The sequence below is a fragment of the Prauserella halophila genome (assembly GCF_024171895.1).
In the GTDB taxonomy this organism is placed as follows: domain Bacteria; phylum Actinomycetota; class Actinomycetes; order Mycobacteriales; family Pseudonocardiaceae; genus Prauserella; species Prauserella halophila.
The window spans coordinates 307,455-327,318 of record NZ_JAMTCQ010000011.1 but is presented as its reverse complement, the minus strand read 5'-3'; the positions used below and the strand labels follow the sequence as shown (position 1 = coordinate 327,318).

15 protein-coding genes are annotated in these 19,864 nt (G+C 69.3%); 7 read left to right on the top strand and 8 right to left on the bottom strand.

What is annotated here, in order from left to right:
- Nucleotides 1-141: 141 nt before the first annotated feature.
- Entirely contained in the window at nt 142-1,689 is a 1,548-nt protein-coding gene (locus LY41_RS16365) for a sodium-dependent transporter (protein WP_253864895.1), read from the top strand.
- Nucleotides 1,689-1,802 (top strand): methionine/alanine import family NSS transporter small subunit, encoded by a 114-nt coding sequence (locus tag LY41_RS16360; RefSeq protein ID WP_253864894.1) that lies wholly within the window; start codon nt 1,689-1,691, stop codon nt 1,800-1,802. The genes LY41_RS16365 and LY41_RS16360 overlap by 1 nt, the downstream gene beginning before the upstream one ends.
- 18 nt (nt 1,803-1,820) lie before the next feature.
- Here LY41_RS16360 and bioD read toward each other — a convergent pair whose 3' ends face one another.
- From bioD to bioB, 4 genes are read right to left on the bottom strand one after another with little or no spacing between them, the layout of a single operon-like run.
- Entirely contained in the window at nt 1,821-2,543 is a 723-nt protein-coding gene (gene bioD / locus LY41_RS16355) for a dethiobiotin synthase (protein WP_253864893.1), read from the bottom strand.
- Nucleotides 2,540-3,673 carry an 8-amino-7-oxononanoate synthase gene (locus LY41_RS16350; RefSeq protein WP_253864892.1) on the bottom strand — a complete coding sequence of 378 codons (1,134 nt, stop codon included), beginning with the start codon at nt 3,671-3,673 and terminating at the stop codon, nt 2,540-2,542. The genes bioD and LY41_RS16350 overlap by 4 nt, the downstream gene beginning before the upstream one ends.
- Entirely contained in the window at nt 3,670-4,932 is a 1,263-nt protein-coding gene (locus LY41_RS16345; RefSeq protein ID WP_253864890.1) for an adenosylmethionine--8-amino-7-oxononanoate transaminase, read from the bottom strand. Before LY41_RS16345 ends, LY41_RS16350 begins: the two co-directional genes overlap by 4 nt.
- Nucleotides 4,932-6,005: a biotin synthase BioB gene (gene bioB / locus LY41_RS16340; RefSeq protein WP_253864888.1), complete on the bottom strand. Its 1,074-nt coding sequence runs from the start codon at nt 6,003-6,005 to the stop codon at nt 4,932-4,934. The genes LY41_RS16345 and bioB overlap by 1 nt, the downstream gene beginning before the upstream one ends.
- Before the next feature lie 122 nt (nt 6,006-6,127).
- Here bioB and LY41_RS16335 point away from each other — a divergent pair, with 122 nt between their 5' ends.
- Nucleotides 6,128-6,715, top strand: a complete 588-nt coding sequence (locus LY41_RS16335) for a TetR/AcrR family transcriptional regulator C-terminal domain-containing protein (RefSeq protein WP_301297168.1) — start codon at nt 6,128-6,130, stop codon at nt 6,713-6,715.
- A 347-nt stretch (nt 6,716-7,062) separates the two neighbouring features.
- Nucleotides 7,063-10,611, top strand: coding sequence for an amino acid adenylation domain-containing protein (locus LY41_RS16330; RefSeq protein ID WP_253864886.1), 3,549 nt, complete (start codon nt 7,063-7,065; stop codon nt 10,609-10,611).
- Between the two features lie 125 nt (nt 10,612-10,736).
- Here LY41_RS16330 and eutH read toward each other — a convergent pair whose 3' ends face one another.
- Entirely contained in the window at nt 10,737-11,969 is a 1,233-nt protein-coding gene (gene eutH / locus LY41_RS16325; protein ID WP_253864885.1) for an ethanolamine utilization protein EutH, read from the bottom strand.
- Between the two features lie 30 nt (nt 11,970-11,999).
- The gene (locus tag LY41_RS16320) at nt 12,000-13,262 is read right to left on the bottom strand and encodes a D-arabinono-1,4-lactone oxidase (protein ID WP_253864884.1); all 1,263 of its coding nucleotides are present in this window, start codon (nt 13,260-13,262) and stop codon (nt 12,000-12,002) included.
- Between the two features lie 508 nt (nt 13,263-13,770).
- Here LY41_RS16320 and LY41_RS16315 point away from each other — a divergent pair.
- The 3 genes from LY41_RS16315 to gdhA all read left to right on the top strand — a co-directional run bounded on the left by LY41_RS16315 (nt 13,771) and on the right by gdhA (nt 16,890).
- Nucleotides 13,771-14,553 (top strand): FadR/GntR family transcriptional regulator, encoded by a 783-nt coding sequence (locus LY41_RS16315; protein WP_253864883.1) that lies wholly within the window; start codon nt 13,771-13,773, stop codon nt 14,551-14,553.
- A complete protein-coding gene (locus LY41_RS16310; RefSeq protein WP_253864882.1) occupies nt 14,550-15,266 on the top strand; it encodes a cache domain-containing protein in 717 nt (238 codons plus the stop codon). Before LY41_RS16315 ends, LY41_RS16310 begins: the two co-directional genes overlap by 4 nt.
- A gap of 274 nt (nt 15,267-15,540) precedes the next feature.
- A complete protein-coding gene (gdhA, locus tag LY41_RS16305; protein WP_253864881.1) occupies nt 15,541-16,890 on the top strand; it encodes an NADP-specific glutamate dehydrogenase in 1,350 nt (449 codons plus the stop codon).
- Between the two features lie 143 nt (nt 16,891-17,033).
- Here gdhA and LY41_RS16300 read toward each other — a convergent pair whose 3' ends face one another.
- Nucleotides 17,034-17,963, bottom strand: coding sequence for a hydroxyquinol 1,2-dioxygenase (locus LY41_RS16300; protein WP_253864880.1), 930 nt, complete (start codon nt 17,961-17,963; stop codon nt 17,034-17,036).
- 70 nt (nt 17,964-18,033) lie between these two features.
- Nucleotides 18,034-19,845, bottom strand: a complete 1,812-nt coding sequence (locus LY41_RS16295) for an FAD-dependent oxidoreductase (protein ID WP_253864879.1) — start codon at nt 19,843-19,845, stop codon at nt 18,034-18,036.
- Between the last annotated feature and the right edge of the window lie 19 nt (nt 19,846-19,864).

The window sequence follows — 19,864 nt, the reverse complement described above, 5'->3', positions numbered from 1 at the left end:
CGGGCCGAGTTCGGCTGACAGATTCGGCCGACACGGGAGAAACCCGGTCGGGTAGTGGCCGTTTTGTTCCCGTGAGTCACACGGAATAGACTCTGCCGATATGTGTGGACCGTGCGCCGGAGTCGACACCGAGGAGGACCGATGACCGACAAGGCCGGCTCGGAGCCGGGAGTACAGGTCGAGGAGACCCGGCGCGGCGGGTTCACCAGCCGACGCGTGTTCATCCTCGCCGCCATCGGGTCCGCGGTGGGGCTCGGCAACATCTGGCGGTTCCCCTACGTCGCCTACGAGAACGGCGGCGGAGCGTTCATCCTGCCGTACCTCGTCGCGCTGCTGACCGCGGGAATCCCGTTCCTGCTGCTCGACTACGGACTGGGGCACCGGTTCCGTGGGTCGGCGCCGCTGTCGTTCGCCCGCGCTCGCAAGCGCTCCGAGGCGCTGGGCTGGTGGCAGGTTCTGATCTGCTTCTTCATCGCCGTCTACTACGCGGCCGTGCTCGCCTGGGCCGTGCGGTACACGTTCTTCTCGGTGAACAAGGCCTGGGGTGACGATCCGGAAACGTTCTTCTTCGAGGACTTCCTGCACGCAGGTGATCCGGGCGTGGCCATGGAGTTCACGCCCGGTGTGCTGGTGCCGCTGCTCGTGGTGTGGGGCGCGTTGATCGTGATCATGGCGCTGGGCGTGCAGCGCGGCATCGGCGCCGTCGCGATGGTCTTCATCCCGATCCTGGTGATCGCGTTCCTCGCCCTGGTGGTGCAGGCGTTGTTGCTGCCGGGTGCCGGCGGCGGGCTGAACGCACTGTTCACCCCGGACTGGGCGGCTCTGCTCGAACCCGGCGTCTGGGCGGCCGCCTTCGGGCAGATCTTCTTCTCGTTGTCGATCGGATTCGGCATCATGATCACCTACGCGTCCTACGTGAAGCGCAAGACCGACATGACCGGGTCGGCGATGGTCGTCGGCTTCTCCAACTCCGGCTTCGAACTGCTCGCCGGTATCGGGGTGTTCGCCGCACTGGGGTTCATGGCCCAGGCCTCCGGTGTGGCGGTGGGCGAGGTCGCCTCGGACGGCATCGGCCTGGCCTTCGTCGCGTTCCCGGCCATCATCAGCGAGGCCCCGGCGGGGGCGGTGCTCGGCGTCCTGTTCTTCGGCTCGCTGGTGATCGCCGGGCTCACGTCCCTGATCAGCGTGATCGAGGTCGTGATTTCCGGCGTGCGGGACAAGTTCGAGCTCTCCCGCATCACCGCCACGCTCGCCGTGGCGATCCCGACCGCGCTGATCAGTCTGGTGCTGTTCGCCACGACCAGCGGGTTGTACGTGCTCGACATCGTGGACCACTTCATCAACCGGTTCGGCATCCTCGCGGTCGCCGTGGTCAGCATGCTGGTCCTCGCATGGGGTGTCCGCCTGTTGCCGGAGCTGGCCAGGCACCTCAACCACCACGGCTCGATCACGTTGGGCCGAGCGTGGCGGGTGCTGGTCGGGGTGGTGGCGCCGCTGGCGCTGCTGTACGTGCTGATCCGGCAGCTCGTCACCGACATCTCCGCGCCGTACGAGGACTACCCGGCCTGGATGCTGGCGACCTTCGGGTGGGGAGTCGTCGTCGGTGTGGTCGTCCTGGCCGCACTGGCGTCGCTGGCACCGTGGAAGAGCCGGACGAAGATGGAACTGACCGAGGAGGAGGTGCGCTGATGGGCATCTCGGCGGTGTTGATGATGCTGCTCGCCATCCTGGTGATCTGGGGCGGTCTCGCGCTCGCGATCGTCAACCTGGTCCGGCGCAGTCCCGAGAACCGAGGGGAATAGCGCGCGGCGAGCCGGTGGTCAGCGGTCGTCGGCCGCGTGTCGCGGTCCGGCATTCCGCCGGCCATCGGGGGAGGCGGCGAACCAGGCGGCGAACCAGGAGACTGCCCGTGCCCGGAACTGTTCCGGATCGAGAGCGCCGGCGCCCTCCGGAAGTGCGGCGACGACCGGTACTCCGGTGATGCGGGGCAGTTCGGTGCGGTTGCACTGCGCGGCGAGGCCGGACTGTTCCGGAACGGCGCCGAGCACGAGCCCCGCCGGTTCGATGCCGCGGGCACGGAGCGCGTCGACGGTGAGCTCGGTGTGGTTCAGCGTGCCCAGGGCAATGCGGGTCACGACGAGCACCTCGACGTCGTGATCCCGGACGAGATCGGCCGCGAGGTCCGTCAACGTGCCGCCGCCGGTGTCGAGGCGGACGAGGAGTCCGCCGCTGCCCTCGACGATCACGCGGCGGTGGCGGCGGGCGAGCTCGCGGATCCGGGCGGCGTGCGCCTGGACCGCGGGGAGGTCGAGGCCGTGCAGCCGGGCGGCCGTGCCGGGAGCGAGGGGATCGTCGAGCCGCACGAACTCGGTGACCTCACGGGCCGCGAGGCGCCGCACCACGGAGCAGTCGGGTTCGTCGGTGCCTGCTCCGGTCTGCGCGGGCTTGACGACGAGCGTTCCGGGGCCGCAGCGCACCGCCAGCGCTGCGGTGGCCACGGTCTTGCCGACGCCGGTGTCGGTCCCGGTGACGATGGTGATCACGTTCGGCACCGGTCGACGGCCGCGGTCAGGACGGCGAGCGCGTGGTCCCAGCGCTCGTCGTCGAGTCCGATGTGGGTGGTGATCCGCAGGCGGGAGACTCCGTCCGGTACCGACGGCGGACGGAAGCAGCCGACGCGGACTCCGGCGGCCAGGGCCTCGGCTTGCGCGGTCAGTGCGGCCCGCGGGGACGGCATCGGTACGGACAGCACCGCACCCGCCGACCGCGGGACGTCGAGCCGTTCGGCGAGTTCGGCGCCGCGCCGGTGGATCCGTGCCGGGCCGACCTGCCGGTCCCGCAGTAACCGCAGGGCCGCCAGCGCCCCGGCCGTCGGTGCGGGGGCGAGGCCGGTGTCGAAGATGAAGGGGCGGGCGCGGTTCACGAGCTGGTCGACCAGGGCTGCGGAGCCGAGGACGGCACCGCCCAGCGCGCCGAGGGATTTCGACAGCGTCGCGGTCACGACCACGTGCGGGTGGCCCGCGAGACCGCGGGCGTGCACCGCTCCGCGCCCGTCCTCACCGGCCACGCCGAGCCCGTGCGCCTCGTCGACCACGAGCAGTGCGTTCGCCGCCGTGCACGCGTCGACGAGCTCGGGCAGCGGGGAGGTGTCGCCGAGGACCGAGAAGACCGACTCGGTCAGCACCACGGCGCGCCGGTCCCCGGCGTCCGCCAGCGCCTCGCGGACCGCGCCGACGTCGTTGTGCGGGACGACCGTGACCGCGGCCTTCGAGAGCCGCGCCGCGTCGATCAGCGACGCGTGAACGTGCTCGTCCGAGACGATCAGCGAATGCCGGTCCGCCAGTACTGTCACCGCGGACAGGTTGGCCTGGTAGCCGGTCGAGCAGACCAGCGCCGCTTCGTGGCCCGTGAACTCGGCGAGCTCCCGTTCCAGGTCGGCGTGCAACGTGGTCGTGCCGGTGACGAGGCGGGAGGCGCCCGCGCCGGCACCCCACGTGAGGGCGGCGTCGGCGGTGGCCCTGCACACGTCGGGGTGCGTGCTCAGGCCCAGGTAGTCGTTGCTGGCGAGATCGATGATGTCCTCGTCTGCCTGCCGCGGCCGCAGGGTGCGTTGCAATCCCGCGGCCTCGCGGGCCGCGCGCTGCTCGGCGAGCCACGTCGCCCATGCGTTCATGCCGCCTCCACCGCCGCCGCGATTCCGGAGCAGATGGTCGCGATGTCGTCGTCGGTGCACACGTAGGGCGGCATCGTGTAGATGAGGTCGCGGAACGGACGCAGCCACACACCCTGGGCGAGTGCCGCTTCGGCCGCGGCGGACACGTCCACGTCGCGGTCGAGCTGGACCACGCCGACCGCGCCGAGGACACGCACGCCGGCACCGCCGATCCCGTGCAGGGCCTGCAACCCGGCGTTGATCCGCCCCACGTCGCTGGCCCAGTCGCGTTCGGCCAGCAGGTCCAGACTCGCAGTGGCGATCGCACAGGCCAGTGGATTGCCCATGAACGTGGGGCCGTGCATGAGCACGCCGGAATCGCTCGCGGAGAGGCCGCGGGCGATGTCGGCCGTGCACAACGTGGCCGCCAGCGACAGGTAACCGCCGGTGAGTGCCTTCCCGACGCACATCACGTCCGGGGCCACACCGGCCGCGTCGGCGGCGAAGAACGTTCCGGTGCGGCCGAACCCGGTGGCGATCTCGTCGAAGATCAGCACCAGCCCGTGTTCGTCGGCCACCTCGCGAAAGACCGGCAGGCACTCGGCGGGGTAGGGGTGCATACCTCCGGCGCCCTGCAGCAGTGGCTCCACGATCAGGCCGGCGAGTTCGTGGCGGTGCTGCGCCGCCAGCGCGCGGAAGCCGTCGGCCCAGGCATCGACGTCGCCGCCGAGCGGGGGAGGCTGTTCGCCGAACACCTGCCGCGGCAGGAGTCCCGACCACATCGAGTGCATGCCGCCTTCCGGGTCGCACACGCTCATGCAGTCGAAGGTGTCGCCGTGGTATCCACCTCGGACGGTCAGGAACCGGCAGCGCTGCGTCCTGCCCCTGCCGCGCTGGTACTGCAGCGCCGTTTTCATCGCCACCTCGATGCTCACCGATCCGGAGTCGGCGAGGAACACCCGGTCGAGGTCGCCGGGTGCGAGGTCCACGAGACGACGGGCGAGCTCGACCGCGGGTTCGTGGGTGAGACCTCCGAACATCACGTGTGACATCCGGTCGAGCTGGCGGCGCGCGGCCTCGTCGAGCGCGGGGTGCCGGTATCCGTGAATGGCCGACCACCAGGACGCCATCCCGTCCACCACCTCGCCGATGCCGTCGAGGGTGATCCGGCTGCCCGATGCGCCCGTGGCCAGCTGCACGGGCGCCGGACTGGTCATCGACGTGTACGGGTGCCACAGGTGCTCGCGATCGAACGCGAGCAGCTCTTCGGCCGGGGGCATCACGCGTTGGGGAGGACGTCGGTGCCCGCGCCCCGGCGGCGGATCGCCGGATCGGCCGGTTCCTGCTCGCCGGCCCGCTGGGACGGGTCCTGCTCGGAGCCCAGGACGACGAAACCGTTGTCGCGGATCATGTCCAGATCCGCCCGGGCGTCCTGGCCCTCGGAGGTGAGGTAGTCACCGAGGAACAGCGAGTTGGCGACGTGCAGTGCGATCGGCTGCAGCGACCGCAGATGCATCTCCCGCCCGCCTGCGATGCGGACCTCCTTGTCGGGGCAGATGAAGCGGGCGGCCGCGAGGATCTTCACGCAGCGAGTGGGGGTGAGTTCCCAGGTGTTCTCGTGGGGCGTGCCCTCGAAGGGCATCAGGAAGTTCACCGGGATCGAGTCCGAGTCCAGCTCGCGGAGGGCGAACAGTGCCTCGGCCAGCTGCTCGTCGGATTCACCGAGCCCCGCGATCAGTCCCGAGCACGGGGAGATCCCCGCGTTCTTGGCCTTCTCGACGGTGTCGATCCGGTCGTCGTAGGTGTGGGTCTGGACGATGTTGGCGTGGTTGCTCTCGGCGGTGTTGATGTTGTGGTTGTAGGCGTCGACTCCGGCGGCCTTGAGTTTCTCGGCCTGGCCGTCGCCGAGCAGCCCGAGGCACGCGCACACCTCGACGTCCGGATACTCCGCCTTCAGCGACTCGACCATGTCGGTGACCTTGTCCACGTCCCGGGTGGAGGGTCCTCGTCCCGAGGCGACCAGGCAGACCCGGCTCGCGCCACCACGCAACCCCGCGCTCGCCTGGGCGATGGTGTTGTCCTTGGACAGCCACGAGTACTTCAGGATCTGCGCGTCGGAACCCAGCGCCTGCGAACAGTAGTTGCAGTTCTCGGGGCACATCCCGGATTTCAGGTTCACGAGGTAGTTCACCTTCACCGTGTTGCCGAAACCGGCGCGGCGTAGCCTGCCTGCGGCAGCGACGATCTGCATCAGCTCGGCGTCATCGGCACGCAACACGGCGAGTACATCGTCGGGGGTGGCCGGGGTGCCGGCAAGGATCGCGTCGGCAAGCTGCTGGAAGGTGTTGCTCATCGCGTCTCCGGTATCGACTGTCGGGTGACTGACCTGTCGGGTGGCTAACCTGAACAGCGTTCAGTTGAACAGCGTTCAGGTTAGACTGGTCGTGGCCGGGCGGTCAACGGAAAGGACCTCGCTTGCGTTATCACCGGGGTGACGTCGTGGCTCGCGCACTCGACGTGCTCGACGAGTACGGCTTGGAGTCGTTGACGATGCGGCGCCTGGCCGCTGAGCTCGGCGTGCAGCCGAGCGCCCTCTACCATCACGTGCCGAACAAGCAGGCGCTGCTGGCCGCGGTCGCCGACGAGATCCTCGCCCGTGCCAGGCGCGTCCGGGCGGCCGAGAGCTGGGACCGGCGTGTGGTCGAGAGCTGCACCGAGCTCCGCGACGCGATGCTGGCCTACCGCGACGGTGCCGAGGTGGTCGTGACCGCCTACACGTTCAGCCTCGGCGCCGCCGAACCCGCCGACGAGCTGCGCGCGGCATTGCGGGACGGCGGCCTCGCCGAAGATCTCGTCGACAGCGGCACCCGCGCCTTCCTGCACCTCGTGTTCGGTCACACGGTGGAGGAGCAGACCGCCATGCAGGCCGCCAGTGCCGGGGCGATCGATCGGACTCCGGATAACTCGGCCGACTTCGAGCGAGGGATCGAGCTGCTGCTGGACGGGGTGCGGTCACGCTTGGCTCCGCGCGGGCAGTACGGACGGTGCGGCACCGGCGAGTGATTCCGCGACTCTGACCGGCATCGGTCCGCGACACCGCTGTCGGCGTTCGCGACCTGCTGTCGCCGCTGTGCCGTTGCCGCCGCTGTGCCGTTGTCGCCGTTGTGACGCTTCGTATTCGAACCCCGGCTCGGATTCACAACTCGACGCCGGGCCGAGCTTATCGATCGCGGAAAGATGACGATCGGTCGGTGGTGGCGGGGTTAACCGTGTGCTAGGTCGAGGTGGCATGCCGGTCATTCGATCGGGTACCGAGACGAGGAGCGACCGAAGTGGAATCGACCCGCCGAAACGATCATCACCGCGACCGCAGTATTTCCGAATCCGATGACGAATACGAGAACGAAACCGTGTGTTCCCTGATCGATCGGTGGGTGCGGGACCATCCCGGCCGGACGGCAGTCGTCGACGGTGACGTCGAGATCGATTACGCGTCACTGTCGGCCAGGGCCGACACCGTTGCCCAGGAGCTGCTGGCACGGGGCGTGGCGCACGGTTCGCTGGTCGGGGTGTGTGTGGCGCGGACGTGGGAGCTGGTGGCGACGCTCCTCGGCGTGCTGCGTGCCGGATGTGCCTATGTTCCGCTCGATCCCACCTACCCGGAGGCCCGGATGCGTGACATCCTCGACCATTCCGGGGCGGCTGCAGTGGTGGTCGACGATCGCGACGGAGCAGCGCTCTGTGCCGGCACCGCCGAGCTGGTGTGGCTCGGCAGCGTGACGCGGACGCCGCGTGCCGGGGTGACGGCACCGGCAGCGGAGGACCTGGCGTACGTGATCTACACGTCGGGCACCACGGGCAGGCCGAAGGGCGTGGCGGTCGAGCACCGGAGCGTCGTGGCGATGAGCCGGTCTATGGGCGTGCTGCTCGACGAGACGGAACGGTCCGGGGTGATCGCCGCGACGTCCGTCTGTTTCGACCCCTCGGTGATGGAGATTCTCGGCACCCTGTCCCTCGGTGGCACGGTCGTCCTGGTCGCCGATGCGCTGGCGGTGCGCCGGCTTCCGGAACGAACCCGCGCCCGCACGGTGATCACGGTTCCGTCGGCCATGCAGGCATTGCTCGCAGGCGACGGCCTCCCGTCGGCGATCACGTGCGTGGTCCTGGGAGGTGAGGCGTTGAAGCGGTCGCTCGTCGAGGATCTCACGAGCCGGGACCGGCCACCCCGTGTGATCAACGTGTACGGGCCCACCGAAGCGACCGTCTTCGCGACGGCCGCCGACATCGTATCGGCCGCCGAGCCGGTCACGATCGGCGAACCGGTGCACACCACGCGCGCCTACATTCTCGACACCGGCGGAAACGTCGTACGGAACGGTGTGGCGGGGGAGCTGTACCTGGCGGGAGGGCAGCTCGCACGTGGATACCTGGGCGATCGGAAACAGACGACGGAACGGTTCGTCGAATTCGGCAGTCACCATCCCATTCCGGAAAGCAGATTGTACCGGACCGGTGATCTGTGCCGGTTCGACGAACGGGGAAGAATCGAGTTCCTGGGCCGGGTCGACGACCAGGTGAAGGTTCGTGGGTTCCGGATAGAACTCGGCGAGATCGAGTCCGCGCTGGAGTCGATGGAGGCCGTCGACCGGGCAGCGGCCACGGTGTGCGACGGGCCGGGCGGAGCGCAGTACCTCGCCGCCTACGTCACGTGCCGCGGCGGCTCGGTCGCCGGCCGGGATGCGCGGCGGCACCTCGGGGAACTGCTGCCCCGCCACCTGGTCCCGGGGGTGGTCACGGTGGTGGACGACATCCCGGTCCTTCCCAACGGAAAGCTCGACCGCTCGAGCCTGCCGCGCCCGGACGTCCCGGCGGCGGAACCGGCGGATCGGCACGCGCCGGAGTCCGTCTCGCTTCCCGCCCTGACTCCTGCCCCGGCTCCCGCCTCGACTCCGGCCTCGGGGGCCGAGCATTCCCGGACCGTGTCCCTCGTCCGCCGGGAGGTGGCGCTGATGCTCGGCCTCTCCGGTCCCGGCGACGTGCCGCCGGACGTGGCCCTGGACACGCTCGGGGTGGACTCGCTGTCGGTCGTCGAACTGGGACGGCGGATCGAGACGGCCGTGGGCCGGCGGATGGACGCGGCGGACCTCGCCGAGGACGCGACCGCGACGGCCCTGGCCTCCCGCGTCCTCGCCGCGGTGGGCGCGACCGAGAACGACACGCAGGCGGACCGGTGCCCACCGGCACGCGGCGGCGACGACCTTCAGCGGTTCCAGGAACGGATCCGGTCGGGGTATGCACCGTTCCCGGCCGCGAAGGCGTTCGCCTGGTCGTCCCGGGACAAGGCGCGCGTGGTCGGCGCGTTGAAGGCGATGCTGGCCCGCCGCGGTCACGATCCGCACAGCAGATTCGTGCGCAGCGGCAGCGCGACCGCCGGAACGGTGGCGGATGTGCACACCGGCGAGGAGCGTGAGTCCGTCGTGTGGACCACGAACCTGTACCTGGGCCTCAACCGGGACGAAACCGTACTCGACGCGTCGCGATCCGCGCTGGAATGCTTCGGGTCCGGAATGGGAACGTCGGCGACGGCATCCGGAACCATCGACCTGCATTTCGAGTTCGAGAAGACGTTCGCCGACGCCGTCGGCATGTCTGCGGCATGCCTCTTTCCGACGGGCTTCACCGCGAACCTGGGCGTGATCGCCGGTGTTCTCGGCGCACACGATGCGGTCGTGATGGACCAGCTCTGTCACGCCTCGATCGTCGACGGCGCCCGGCTGTCGGGAGCCACGATGCGCACCTTTCGGCACAACGACGAAACCGACCTGGCGGACGTACTGCGGAGCGAGGTGTCGCCGTACCGGACGACTCTCGTGGTGGTCGAAGGTGCCTACAGCATGGGTGAGGGCACCGCGCGCATCCGCGAGGTCGTCGACACCGCACGGGCGTACGGAGCGCTCGTCCTGGTCGACGAATCGCATTCGTTCGGCATCTACGGTCCGCAGGGCGCCGGCATGTGTGCCGCCGCCGGGTGTTCGCAGCAGGTCGATTTCGTGATGGCGACGCTCAGTAAGGCAATGGGGAGTCTCGGCGGCGTCGTCGCGGCAGGGGAGGAGGCTATCGACCTGCTGAAGTCGTCGGCGAACGCGTACATCTTCCAGGCGTCGTCGACGCCGGCGGACATCGCCGGGGCGCTGGCGGCGTTGCGGCGGCTCGGTAGCGACGACAGTCTCCGGGAACAGCTCTGGGACACCACGGCATATATGAGGACCCGGTTCACAGCGGCCGGGTACGACCCCGGCCCCGGCGACGGCCCCATCATCACACCCCGGATCCGGGACGAGGAGGTGCTCTACCTGACGGCTCGGGGGTTGAGCGCGCGCGGTGTCCACACCTCGGCCGTCACCTATCCCATCGTGGAGCGTGGTCAGGGTCGCCTGCGGTTCATCTGCTCGGCTTCCCACACGCGGGAGGACGTCGACGTCACCGTGTCCGCGCTCGTCGCCGCTCACGAGGAGGCGGATGAGGTGCGGAGAACCGGTGCGGGCGGGCCGCGCATTCCGGCTGCCGGTGCGGGTGTCCCGGCCGTGCGCGATCACGGCATCGACGACGTGCAGGTGTGGGCCGACGAATTCTGCGGATACGTGAACAAGACCCTGACCGCCGTGCCGGGGCCGATCCCGCAGCTGGCTGTGTCGATCGACGTTCCGGGAGGCGACGACGCCGTGGTGGTCGCGTTCCGCGACGGCACCGCAACCGTGGCGAGCCGGACCCCGCCGGGTGAGGCGTACTGCTCGCTGCGGTTGACCGACGATGCCGCGATCGCGGCACTGGTCGCGAACGATGCCGAGGGCTTGCTCGACAGTGTGATCAGCGGTGCGTGCGCACTGAACGGGCACACCGGTCCGTTCGTGTGGTTCGTGGCACGACTGTGTGAACGCGGCGACGCCCGGCACCCGTAGCCGCGCCGGCGCCCTCCGAGCGCCGGCCGTGCCGCGTCACCGTCGTGGCAACGCCCGGAGTCGGTTCCGGGCGTTGCCACGACGGCTCACCGGGGGTGCCGGCCGCCTTTCCGTGTACCGACGGTTCAGGAGGCAGCCGGCGTCGTGTCGGCTTCCGCCTCCTGCTCCTCGGCGGCGAGTGCTTGCACGGCCGGTTTCGTGATGACGACCGCCAGTGCGATGGCGAGCAGACCGCCCACGAGCTTGCCGATGAGCAACGGCCCGATGAGGTTCGGCTGGAAGTTCGCGGTGAACGCCAGGTGATCGCCCACGAGGAAGGCACTGCAGACGGCGAACGCGATGCACAGCACCCTGTCCTTCGGGGGCATGTCGCGGATCAGGCGGAACAGGGCCAGCACGTTGGCCACCGCGGCCAACAGGCCCGCCGTGCCCGCCGAACTCATCCCGACACGGCGGCCGAGTGCTCCCAGCGGCCGGGCGAGTCCCTTGCGCAGCATGTAGACCATGGGGAAGGCCCCGGCGAGCATGATGCCGATGTTGCCCGCCACCTCGAGCGCCCGGTACTGGTCCTGGGAGTCGGCGATGATCGGGTCGAAGCCCCAGCTGCCGAGTACGGCGGAGAACACACCCGTGAAGTGCTCGATGATGCTCACCGCGAGCACGAGCTTCAGGGCCGCATCCAGGATGCGCCCGAACCAGATGAACAAGCGGATCATGAACTTCGGCGCGAACCACAGCGCCGCGGCGAGCGCCACGACGAACACCGCGAGCGGAAGCAGGTTGAGCAGCATCGAACCGGCATCCAACCCGGACAGTGCGGCGTCCGAGGCGCTGTCTGCGGACACCTCACCGCGCACCGTCGTCGAGGTGGCCATGAGGATGGTCGTGGTGACCAGCACACCGATGGGGATCGCGAGGACGCCCGACATCACGCCGAGCGCCATGTAGCGATGGTCCCTGCGGTCCAACATGGCCAGACCGACGGGGATGGTGAAGATGATGGTGGCACCGGCCATGTAGCCGACGACGGTGGCCATGATCCAGCCACCGGTACTGGCCGCGGTTTCCTGCGCCAGTTGGTAGCCGCCCATGTCCACGGCGATCAGGCTCGTCGCGGCGATCGCCGGATCCGCGCCGATCGCGTCGAACAGCGGCCCGGCGACGGACTCGACCAGGGCCGACAGGTACGGGATGGCGGCCATGATCCCGGCGACGGGGATGAAGATGGCGCCGATGGAGTGCAGGCCTTCCTTGAATTCCTTGCCGAGGCCGTGCTCGTCGTCGCGGATCGACGCCACGGCGCCGATCACGACGAACACCATCATGATGTAGATGATCAGGTTCCCGAAGGACTCCACGCGTCCTCCTCCTTCCGGTGGGGGACGGGGTCAGCGCAGGAGCGGACGCAGGTGGTCGTTCAGGAACACACCGTCCGGGTCGAACTCCCGGCGCACGGCGAGGAACGTGTCGAACTCGGGGAACAGCTCGCCGAGCCGGTCCCGCGTCATGAAGTGGATCTTGCCCCAGTGCGGGCGGGCCTGGTACGGCTGCAGCCGCTGGTCGACGGCGCGCAGGAACGGCCAGTAGTCCGTGCCGGGCGCGCCGGAGACCGAGATCACCATGGTGTCGCGGTGGTAGTTCGGCGACAGGTACGCGTCATCGGCGGCGGTCCAGCGCACCTCGATCGGGTAGAGCTGATCGGGGAACTCGTCGAGCATCAGCCGCCGGATCGTGTTGAGCGCCTCCAGGCCGCAGGAGGCGGGCACCATGTACTCCATCTCGTGGAAGGGCTCGTCGTAGCCGCCGGGGTAGACCCGGTAGGCACGATCGGTCCGGTTCCCCACGTCGTCGGAGACGAGCCCGTCGGGTTCGGTGACCTCGGCCTCGTCGTAGATCTTGACGTAGCAGTGGTTGCTCATCGGCTGGTCGGGAGGTGCCGGGAGCTGGTACAGGTCGACCGAGTGGTCGGCGGGGCACCAGAAGAACGAGAAGTGCCGGTGGTTCGCGATCAGCTCGTCCCAGGACTCCTCGATCTCCTGCCACGGCCGGTAGCTGATCTCCTCGGCGATGTAGTACTTGGGGGAGACCTCGAGTTCGACTTCGAGCATCACGCCGAGCGTGCCGAGGGCGACCTGCGCCGCGCGCAGCTCGCGCATCCGGTCCTCGCCGATCTCGACGACCTCGCCGCGACCGTCGACCAGGCGCACCCGGCGCATCGCGGCCGACATGTTCGGCAGCTGGATGCCGGAGCCGTGCGTGGCCGTGGCGAGCGCCCCGGCGATGACCTGCTTGTCGATGTCGCCCTGGTTGGACAGCGACAGCCCGGCCTCCCACAGCGGCTCACCGAGCTCGCCGACCGTGGTGCCCGCCAGTGCCGAGACCCGCAGCCGCTGCGGATCGGTCGCCGTCACGCCGCTGAGCTGCGTCAGGTCGAGCATGAGGCCGCCGGTGGGCACGATCGGCGTGAACGAGTGGCCCGTTCCGGCGACCCGCACGTTCATGCCCTGCCGGATCGCGTACCGGACGGCCTCGACGACTTCGGCTTCGTCCCGGGGCCGGGAGTACATCGACGCGGTGACGGTGTGGTTGCCCGCCCAGTTGGTCCACACCCGGTCGTAGCTGGTGGGTGCGGACAGCGATGGCTCGGTCACGTGAATACTCCGATCTTGTGCAGCGGATCTCGGTCGGCGGCCGTCCCCCGCCCCCTGCGGGCGGCGCGGGCGTGACAGCGCTGGTCGTCGCGGGTCGTCATCGGCACCCGGTGATTCCGGGGTCGCTCCGGGCGCGTCGACCACGACGTGCCGCGTCCGGGAGCGGGCGTCGAGCGGACACCCGCGAGCTCTGCCGAGGGTCCTGTCCGCACGCGGGGATCGGCCCGTGCGTGCCTGCGGCCCGACTGCGTCGTCATGGACCTGCTCCCGAAGGCTCGTCGAAGGCGCGCACCGGCCGGTGAGGTTCGACGCTGAACGCTGCCGGCGGCACCCCGAGTGAACGGCGGCTGAGGAAACATAAAACACTCAAATTTAAATGACAAGTCGGTGTGAAGTCGGGTGACGCCGGGCGGTGGGTCCGGTGCCGTACCGTGACGGGCGAGCGATTCGTGCACATCCGCACGTCGAGCCCGCCTGGACCAACTTCGTGAGCAGAGGAAACCCAACGGTGTCGAGTTTTGCTGCGTATCTGCGGTTGGACGCCACCGAAGGCCCGGGTCTTCCGCAGAACGTGGCCGGGCAACTGGAGACCGCGGTCGCCGTCGGGCTGCTCAGCCACGGCGACCGGTTGCCCCCGGAGTCCGAACTCGCAGCCGAGCTGGGGGTTTCCACCGGAACGCTCCGGCAGGCGCTGGAGACCCTGCGCCAGCGCGGCGTCATCGAAACCCGGCGTGGCCGCGGCGGCGGCAGCTTCGTGCGGAGCGCCTCGAAACCACCGCCCGAAGCCGTGATGAACCGGCTGCGTGAGCGCAGCGCCGACTCGCTTCGTGATCTCGGTGACGCCTGCGCCGCCGTCGTGGGTGGCGCCGCGTATCTCGCCGCCCGGCGCGCGGCCGGCGACGACGTGACACACCTGCGATCGCTGGCCGGGCACTTCCGCGGCGCCGAGACCGCGGACGAGCGGCGCCGGGCGGACAGCCGTTTCCACATCGAGATCGGTGTGATTGCGCACTCGGCCCGGCTCACGCAGGCCATCGTCCATCTCCACGACGAGCTGGCGTCACTGTTCTGGATGGTCGGCGGCGAGGTCGACCATCACCCGGTGACGGAGAGCGCGCATGCCGGGCTCATCGCGGCGATCGAGGGTGCCGACGCGGACACCGCGCGGGCCGTGGTGATGCGGCACGTCGAAGATCGCGTGCAGCACCTGCTCGATCTGCACCTGGACCTGGTGGTGCGCGGTGAATCGTCGATGACGGCGACGCACAGGCGAGAAGGGGAAGGAACGTGACCGACGAAGATCCGGCGTCGCTGCGCCGCCCCGCGGAACGCATCAGGGAGCGAGTCGATCGCGTTCTCGGTGACCTCGGTGCGACGGCGGGGGACGTCGTCGGCACCCTCGCACCGCTGCGGCGACCACTGCGACGGTCCGACCTCGCGGCGGTGCAGCCCGCGCTGGTGCAGGTGATCGACCGGCACCGGGACTTCGTCCAGGGCGTCGGTATTGCGTTCGACGACGGCCACCTCGGTGACGCGTCACGCTGGATCGAGTGGTGGCGCAGCGAGGACGGCGAACCGGCCGAGTTCGTCCGCCACAACCTCGACCCGGAGCACAACCACTTCTACGACTACGCCGGCAAGGAGTGGTTCGCACTGCCCCGGACGATGCGCAGGCCGACGGTCACGGGCCCGTTCGTCGACTTCGCCGGAACCAACGAACACACCATCACCCTGGCCGTTCCGGTGGTCCACGACGACGGGTTCGTCGACGTGCTGGGCGCCGACGTCGCGGTCGAGGGTGTCGAGCGGTTGCTGGTCGAGTCCGTGCAGTCGCGATCGCCGGACACCGTGCTGCTCAACGAACACGACCGCGTCGTGGCCTCGACCGGTGTCCGCTGGTGGAGCGGAACCCTGCTACGCCGTGACGATCCCGGCCCGGACTGGTCGGAGGCCGTCGATCTCGGCGGTGACCTGCGCTGGCGGGTCGTCCGGGCTCACGGCTGACGGCGGGGTCCCACCCGACACGGCGTTCCGCCGCACCCGGGACCGGACTCCGACCGGGTGACGGCCGCCATGAGAGTCCCGTCACCATTCCCGCCCGGACTGCCGGTCGAGGGGGCACCGTTCTCGCCGCTCATCGGCAGGAGACGCCCTGCCGAACCTCGCAGCGGCCGATCGGGTTTCCGCCGCTGCCGGGGCCGGTTCGGTACGTTGCCGCTAGTGTGGCCGAACGCCACGGTCCGGTCGGGGCGTGTTGTCGCCTGGTTGTGGAGGAAGGGTGAGCGAGCTCGTGCACGAAACGTTGGAGCCCGTCTACGAACAGGTGGTCGGACGCAATCCCGGCGAGGTGGAGTTCCACCAAGCCGTGCGGGAGGTGCTCGACAGCGTAGGGCGCGTCATCGGCAAGCACCCGGAGTACGCCAGGGCGAAAATCATCGAGCGAATTTGTGAACCGGAACGGCAGATCACCTTCCGGGTTTCCTGGATGGACGACCGGGGCGAAGTTCATATCAATCGTGGTTTCCGGATCGAGTTCAACAGTGCTCTCGGTCCGTACAAGGGTGGACTCCGGTTTCATCCGTCGGTCTACCAGGGAATCGTGAAGTTCCTCGGGTTCGAGCAGGTGTTCAAGAACGCCCTGACGGGCCTGCCGATCGGCGGGGGCAAGGGTGGTTCGGACTTCGACCCGAAGGGCCGCTCGGACCGGGAGATCATGGCGTTCTGTCAGAGCTTCATGACCGAACTCTACCGGCATCTCGGCGAATACACCGACGTGCCCGCAGGCGACACCGGTGTCGGAAGTCGCGAGCTCGGATACCTGTTCGGGCAGTACAAGCGGATCACGAACCGTTACGAATCCGGCGTGTTGACCGGCAAGGCAGAGGCGTTCGGCGGATCCCACATCCGGACCGAGGCGACCGGATACGGTACCGCGTTTTTCGTCAAGGAGATGCTGGCGGCGCGTGGCCGGTCGCTCGAAGGAAAGCGTGTCGTCGTCTCGGGTTCGGGCAACGTGGCGATCTACGCCATGGAGAAGGCGCGAGAACTGGGCGGAGTCGTCGTGGCCTGTTCCGACTCGGACGGGTACATCCTCGACGAGGACGGTGTCGACGTCGAGCTCGTCCAGCAGATCAAGGAGGTCGAGCGCGGGCGGCTGTCCGAGTACGCGCAGCGCAGGCCGAGTGGCAAGTACGTGCCGGGTCGCCAGGTGTGGGAGGTGCCGTGCGAGGTGGCGATGCCGAGCGCGACCCAGAACGAGATCACCGGTAAGGAGGCTGCGCTTCTCGTGCGCAACGGCTGCATCGCCGTCGGCGAGGGTGCCAACATGCCCACCGCCCCCGAGGGTGCCCAGGTGTTCCGTGAAGCCGGTATCGCCTTCGGTCCCGGCAAGGCGGTGAACGCCGGCGGGGTCGCGACGTCGGCGCTGGAGATGCAGCAGAACGCCTCCCGTGATTCCTGGTCGCGCAAGTTCACGGAACGACGGCTCGAACAGATCATGGTCGGCATCCACGAGCGCTGCTACGCCACCGCCGAGGAGTACGGCGTTCCCGGCGACTACACCACCGGCGCCAACATCGCCGGGTTCAAGAAGGTCGCCGACGCCATGCTGGCCCTGGGACTGGTATGAAGCATGCGCCTCCGGCTGCTCCGGAGGACCGTCGGCGGGCTCGCGGTGTTCGCCCGCGCGGGTGCGGGCGCGATCGCTATCCGGGCACTGATCAACCCGTTGTCGGGGCGCCGCGCGGGGCGTATCCGCCCGCACCGCAGGCGCTACGCGCCCGTGGTGGGGGCCAGGACGATGTCGAAGTGGGCCTTCGTCCACGTACGCCCGCCCAGGTCGCGGCCGTCCGGTGTGGGGATGTCCGCGGCCTGTTCGTCGAAGTGTTTCACCAGCGAATCCTTGACGCCGAACACCGAATCGCCGATATCCAACTGCGGGTCGCCGTCGACGAAGATGTGTGTGACGAGTGTGCGCAGGTTCGCCGCGGTCACCATGAAATGCAGGTGCGCCGCGCGGACCGGTGACCGGCCCGCGGCCTCCAGCAGCCGCCCGACCGGACCATCGTGCGGTATCGGATACGGGGTCGGCGTCAGACACCAGAACCGGAAGCTCCCGTCCGGTTCGGTGAACAGGTGCCCCCGGCCGGAGACCCGCTCGTCGTCGTACTGCACGTCGTAGAAGCCGTCCTCGTCGGCCTCCCACACCTCGATGCGCGCACCCGGCACGGGTGCGCCGTCGGTGTCGCGCACGGTCCCTTCCACCCAGCACGGCTGGCCGGGGGCGTCGCCGGCGAGGTCACCGCCGTTGCCGACGAGCGGTGCGCCCTCGACGAAGAACGGGCCGAACACGGTGGCCTCGGTCGCGTCGCGGTACGCCTCGTTGTTGACCGCGATGGTCTGCATCGACGCACCGAGCACATCGGACAGCAGGATGAACTCCTGGCGTTTGTCGTCGGTGATGTGGCCCGTGTCGGTCAGGAAGTCGATCGCCCGTTTCCACTCGTCCTCGGTGAGCCGGACGTCACGGATGAACCCGTGGAGGTGTCGCGTCAGCGACTCCAGCACCTCCCGTAGCCGAGCGTCGCCCGCACCCGCGAACGAGGCCACGACCTCCTCGATCAACCGCTCCTCGATCCGTCGCTGCGCCTCGGACTCCGCGTGCCCGTCGGATGCCGCGGCTGCGCCGTCGGTGGTGGTCATGCGTCGACTCCTTTTCGATTCGAACAGGTGTGAACACGGCCGGCCCGTTCCTCGGTGGGCGCCGTGCGGCTCATGAGCTCGCGGCGTCGCCGTCTCGGTCGAGGATCCGGCTCAGCACCGTGGCGAGTTCGCGCTCGGGGTCCTCGACGAGATGATGACTCCGCCAGCCGACGTGCTTGTCCGGCCGCACGAGCACGGCGCCGTCCTCGGCCACGCCGCACAGCTCGGCCCAGTCGAAGTACAGGTCGGTCACCTCGCGGCCGGGCCCGATCACGACGGACTCGACCCTCACTCCCAGCGCGTCGGCGGCCTTCTGTGCCGCGGTGACCCACGGCTGACCCGTGATGCCGGTCAGCAGCGTGAACCCGTCGTAGCCTGCCAGGTCGTGGGTCGACAGTTTGCGCAGGCTGTCGCCCACCCAGGCGTGGGGCAGCCGCGCGCCGGGATGGGTCGAGGGCTGGTAGTACAGCTCGGGATCGCGGGTCGGCTCGGGCGGCGGCGTGCCGTCGCCGACGACGGCGCCGGAGTCGTAGTGCTGGCCCAGTTCCACGCCGTGTGCGTTGAACTCGTAGTTCTTCAGCTCCATGGCCTCACGCACGGCGGCGCGTTTCGCGGCGCCCTCGGGGGTGTCGTCCTTGCGTTCCTCCAGCCGCGCGTGCATCTGCTCGGCGTCGGATGCCGTGTCGAGGCCGAGCGCGGAGAACAACGCGCCGAACTCGCGGGCGGACGTGTTGGCACGTACCACGATCTGCCGCGCCACGGGAGCGCGTTCGGCGGTGTAGGTGTCGAGCAGGCCTGCACCGGCCTGTCCCCGCAACACCGCGGCGATCTTCCACGCCAGGTTGTAGGAGTCCTGCACCGACGTGTTGGAGCCGAGCCCGTTGCTCGGCGGATGTTTGTGGACGGCGTCGCCTGCGCAGAACACCCGGCCCTGCTGCAGGTTCGTCGCGTACTGCTCGTTGTTGCCCCACAGCGAGACGCCGGTGATCTCGACGTCGAGCTGCTGATCGCCCACGAGGTTGCGCACGATGGCGACGGCGTCCTCCTCGGTCACCTCGGGCGGGCCCTGATCGATGTCGAACCCCCACACGATGAGCCACTCGTTCCACGGGCGCACCATGCGCACGAGGCCGGCGCCGATCCCACCGACGTCGGCGCCCGGTTGGATGACCCAGTACAGCACCGACGGCCGGTGACCGCAGAGCGCGGAGAGGTCGGCCTTGAACGTGATGTTCATCGACCCCGCGATGTCCATGCGCCCCTCGTACGGCAGCCCGATGTCGGCGGCGACCTGCGACCGTGCACCGTCGGCACCGATCAGGTAGCGGGCGCGGATCGTGTACTCACTGCCGCTGAACCGGTCGAGCACGCGGACGTTCACGCCGTCGGCGTCCTGCGTGTGGCCGAGGTACTCGGTGCTGAACCGGGTCTGCGTGCCGCGCACCGTGGCGCCGCGCACGAGGATCGGTTCCAGATAGGTCTGCGGGATGTCGCAGTTCAGGGACGGCGAGGCCAGCTCGTAGTCGGCCCGGCGCGCCGGATGGTTGCCCCACGTCAGGATGCGCCCGATCTCTTCACCGGCGATCGCCGTGCAGAAGACCGTGTCGCCGATCAGGTGGTGCGGCGTGGCATCGGCGAGAACCCGGTCCTCGATGCCCATGTCACGGAAGATCTCCATGGTCCGCTGGTTGGTGATGTGGGCCCGCGGGGTGTTCGCCGTCCATCGGTACTTGGTGATCATGGTGTTGCTGATACCGAGGGTCGACAGGAACAGCGCCGCGGACGCCCCCGCGGGCCCCGAGCCGACGATCAGCACGTCGGTCTCGATCACGGTGGTGGTCGGCTGCGCGGTCTCGGCGAGTCCGTCGTCGAAAGTCACCATGGTTCCTGGCCTCCGTAGT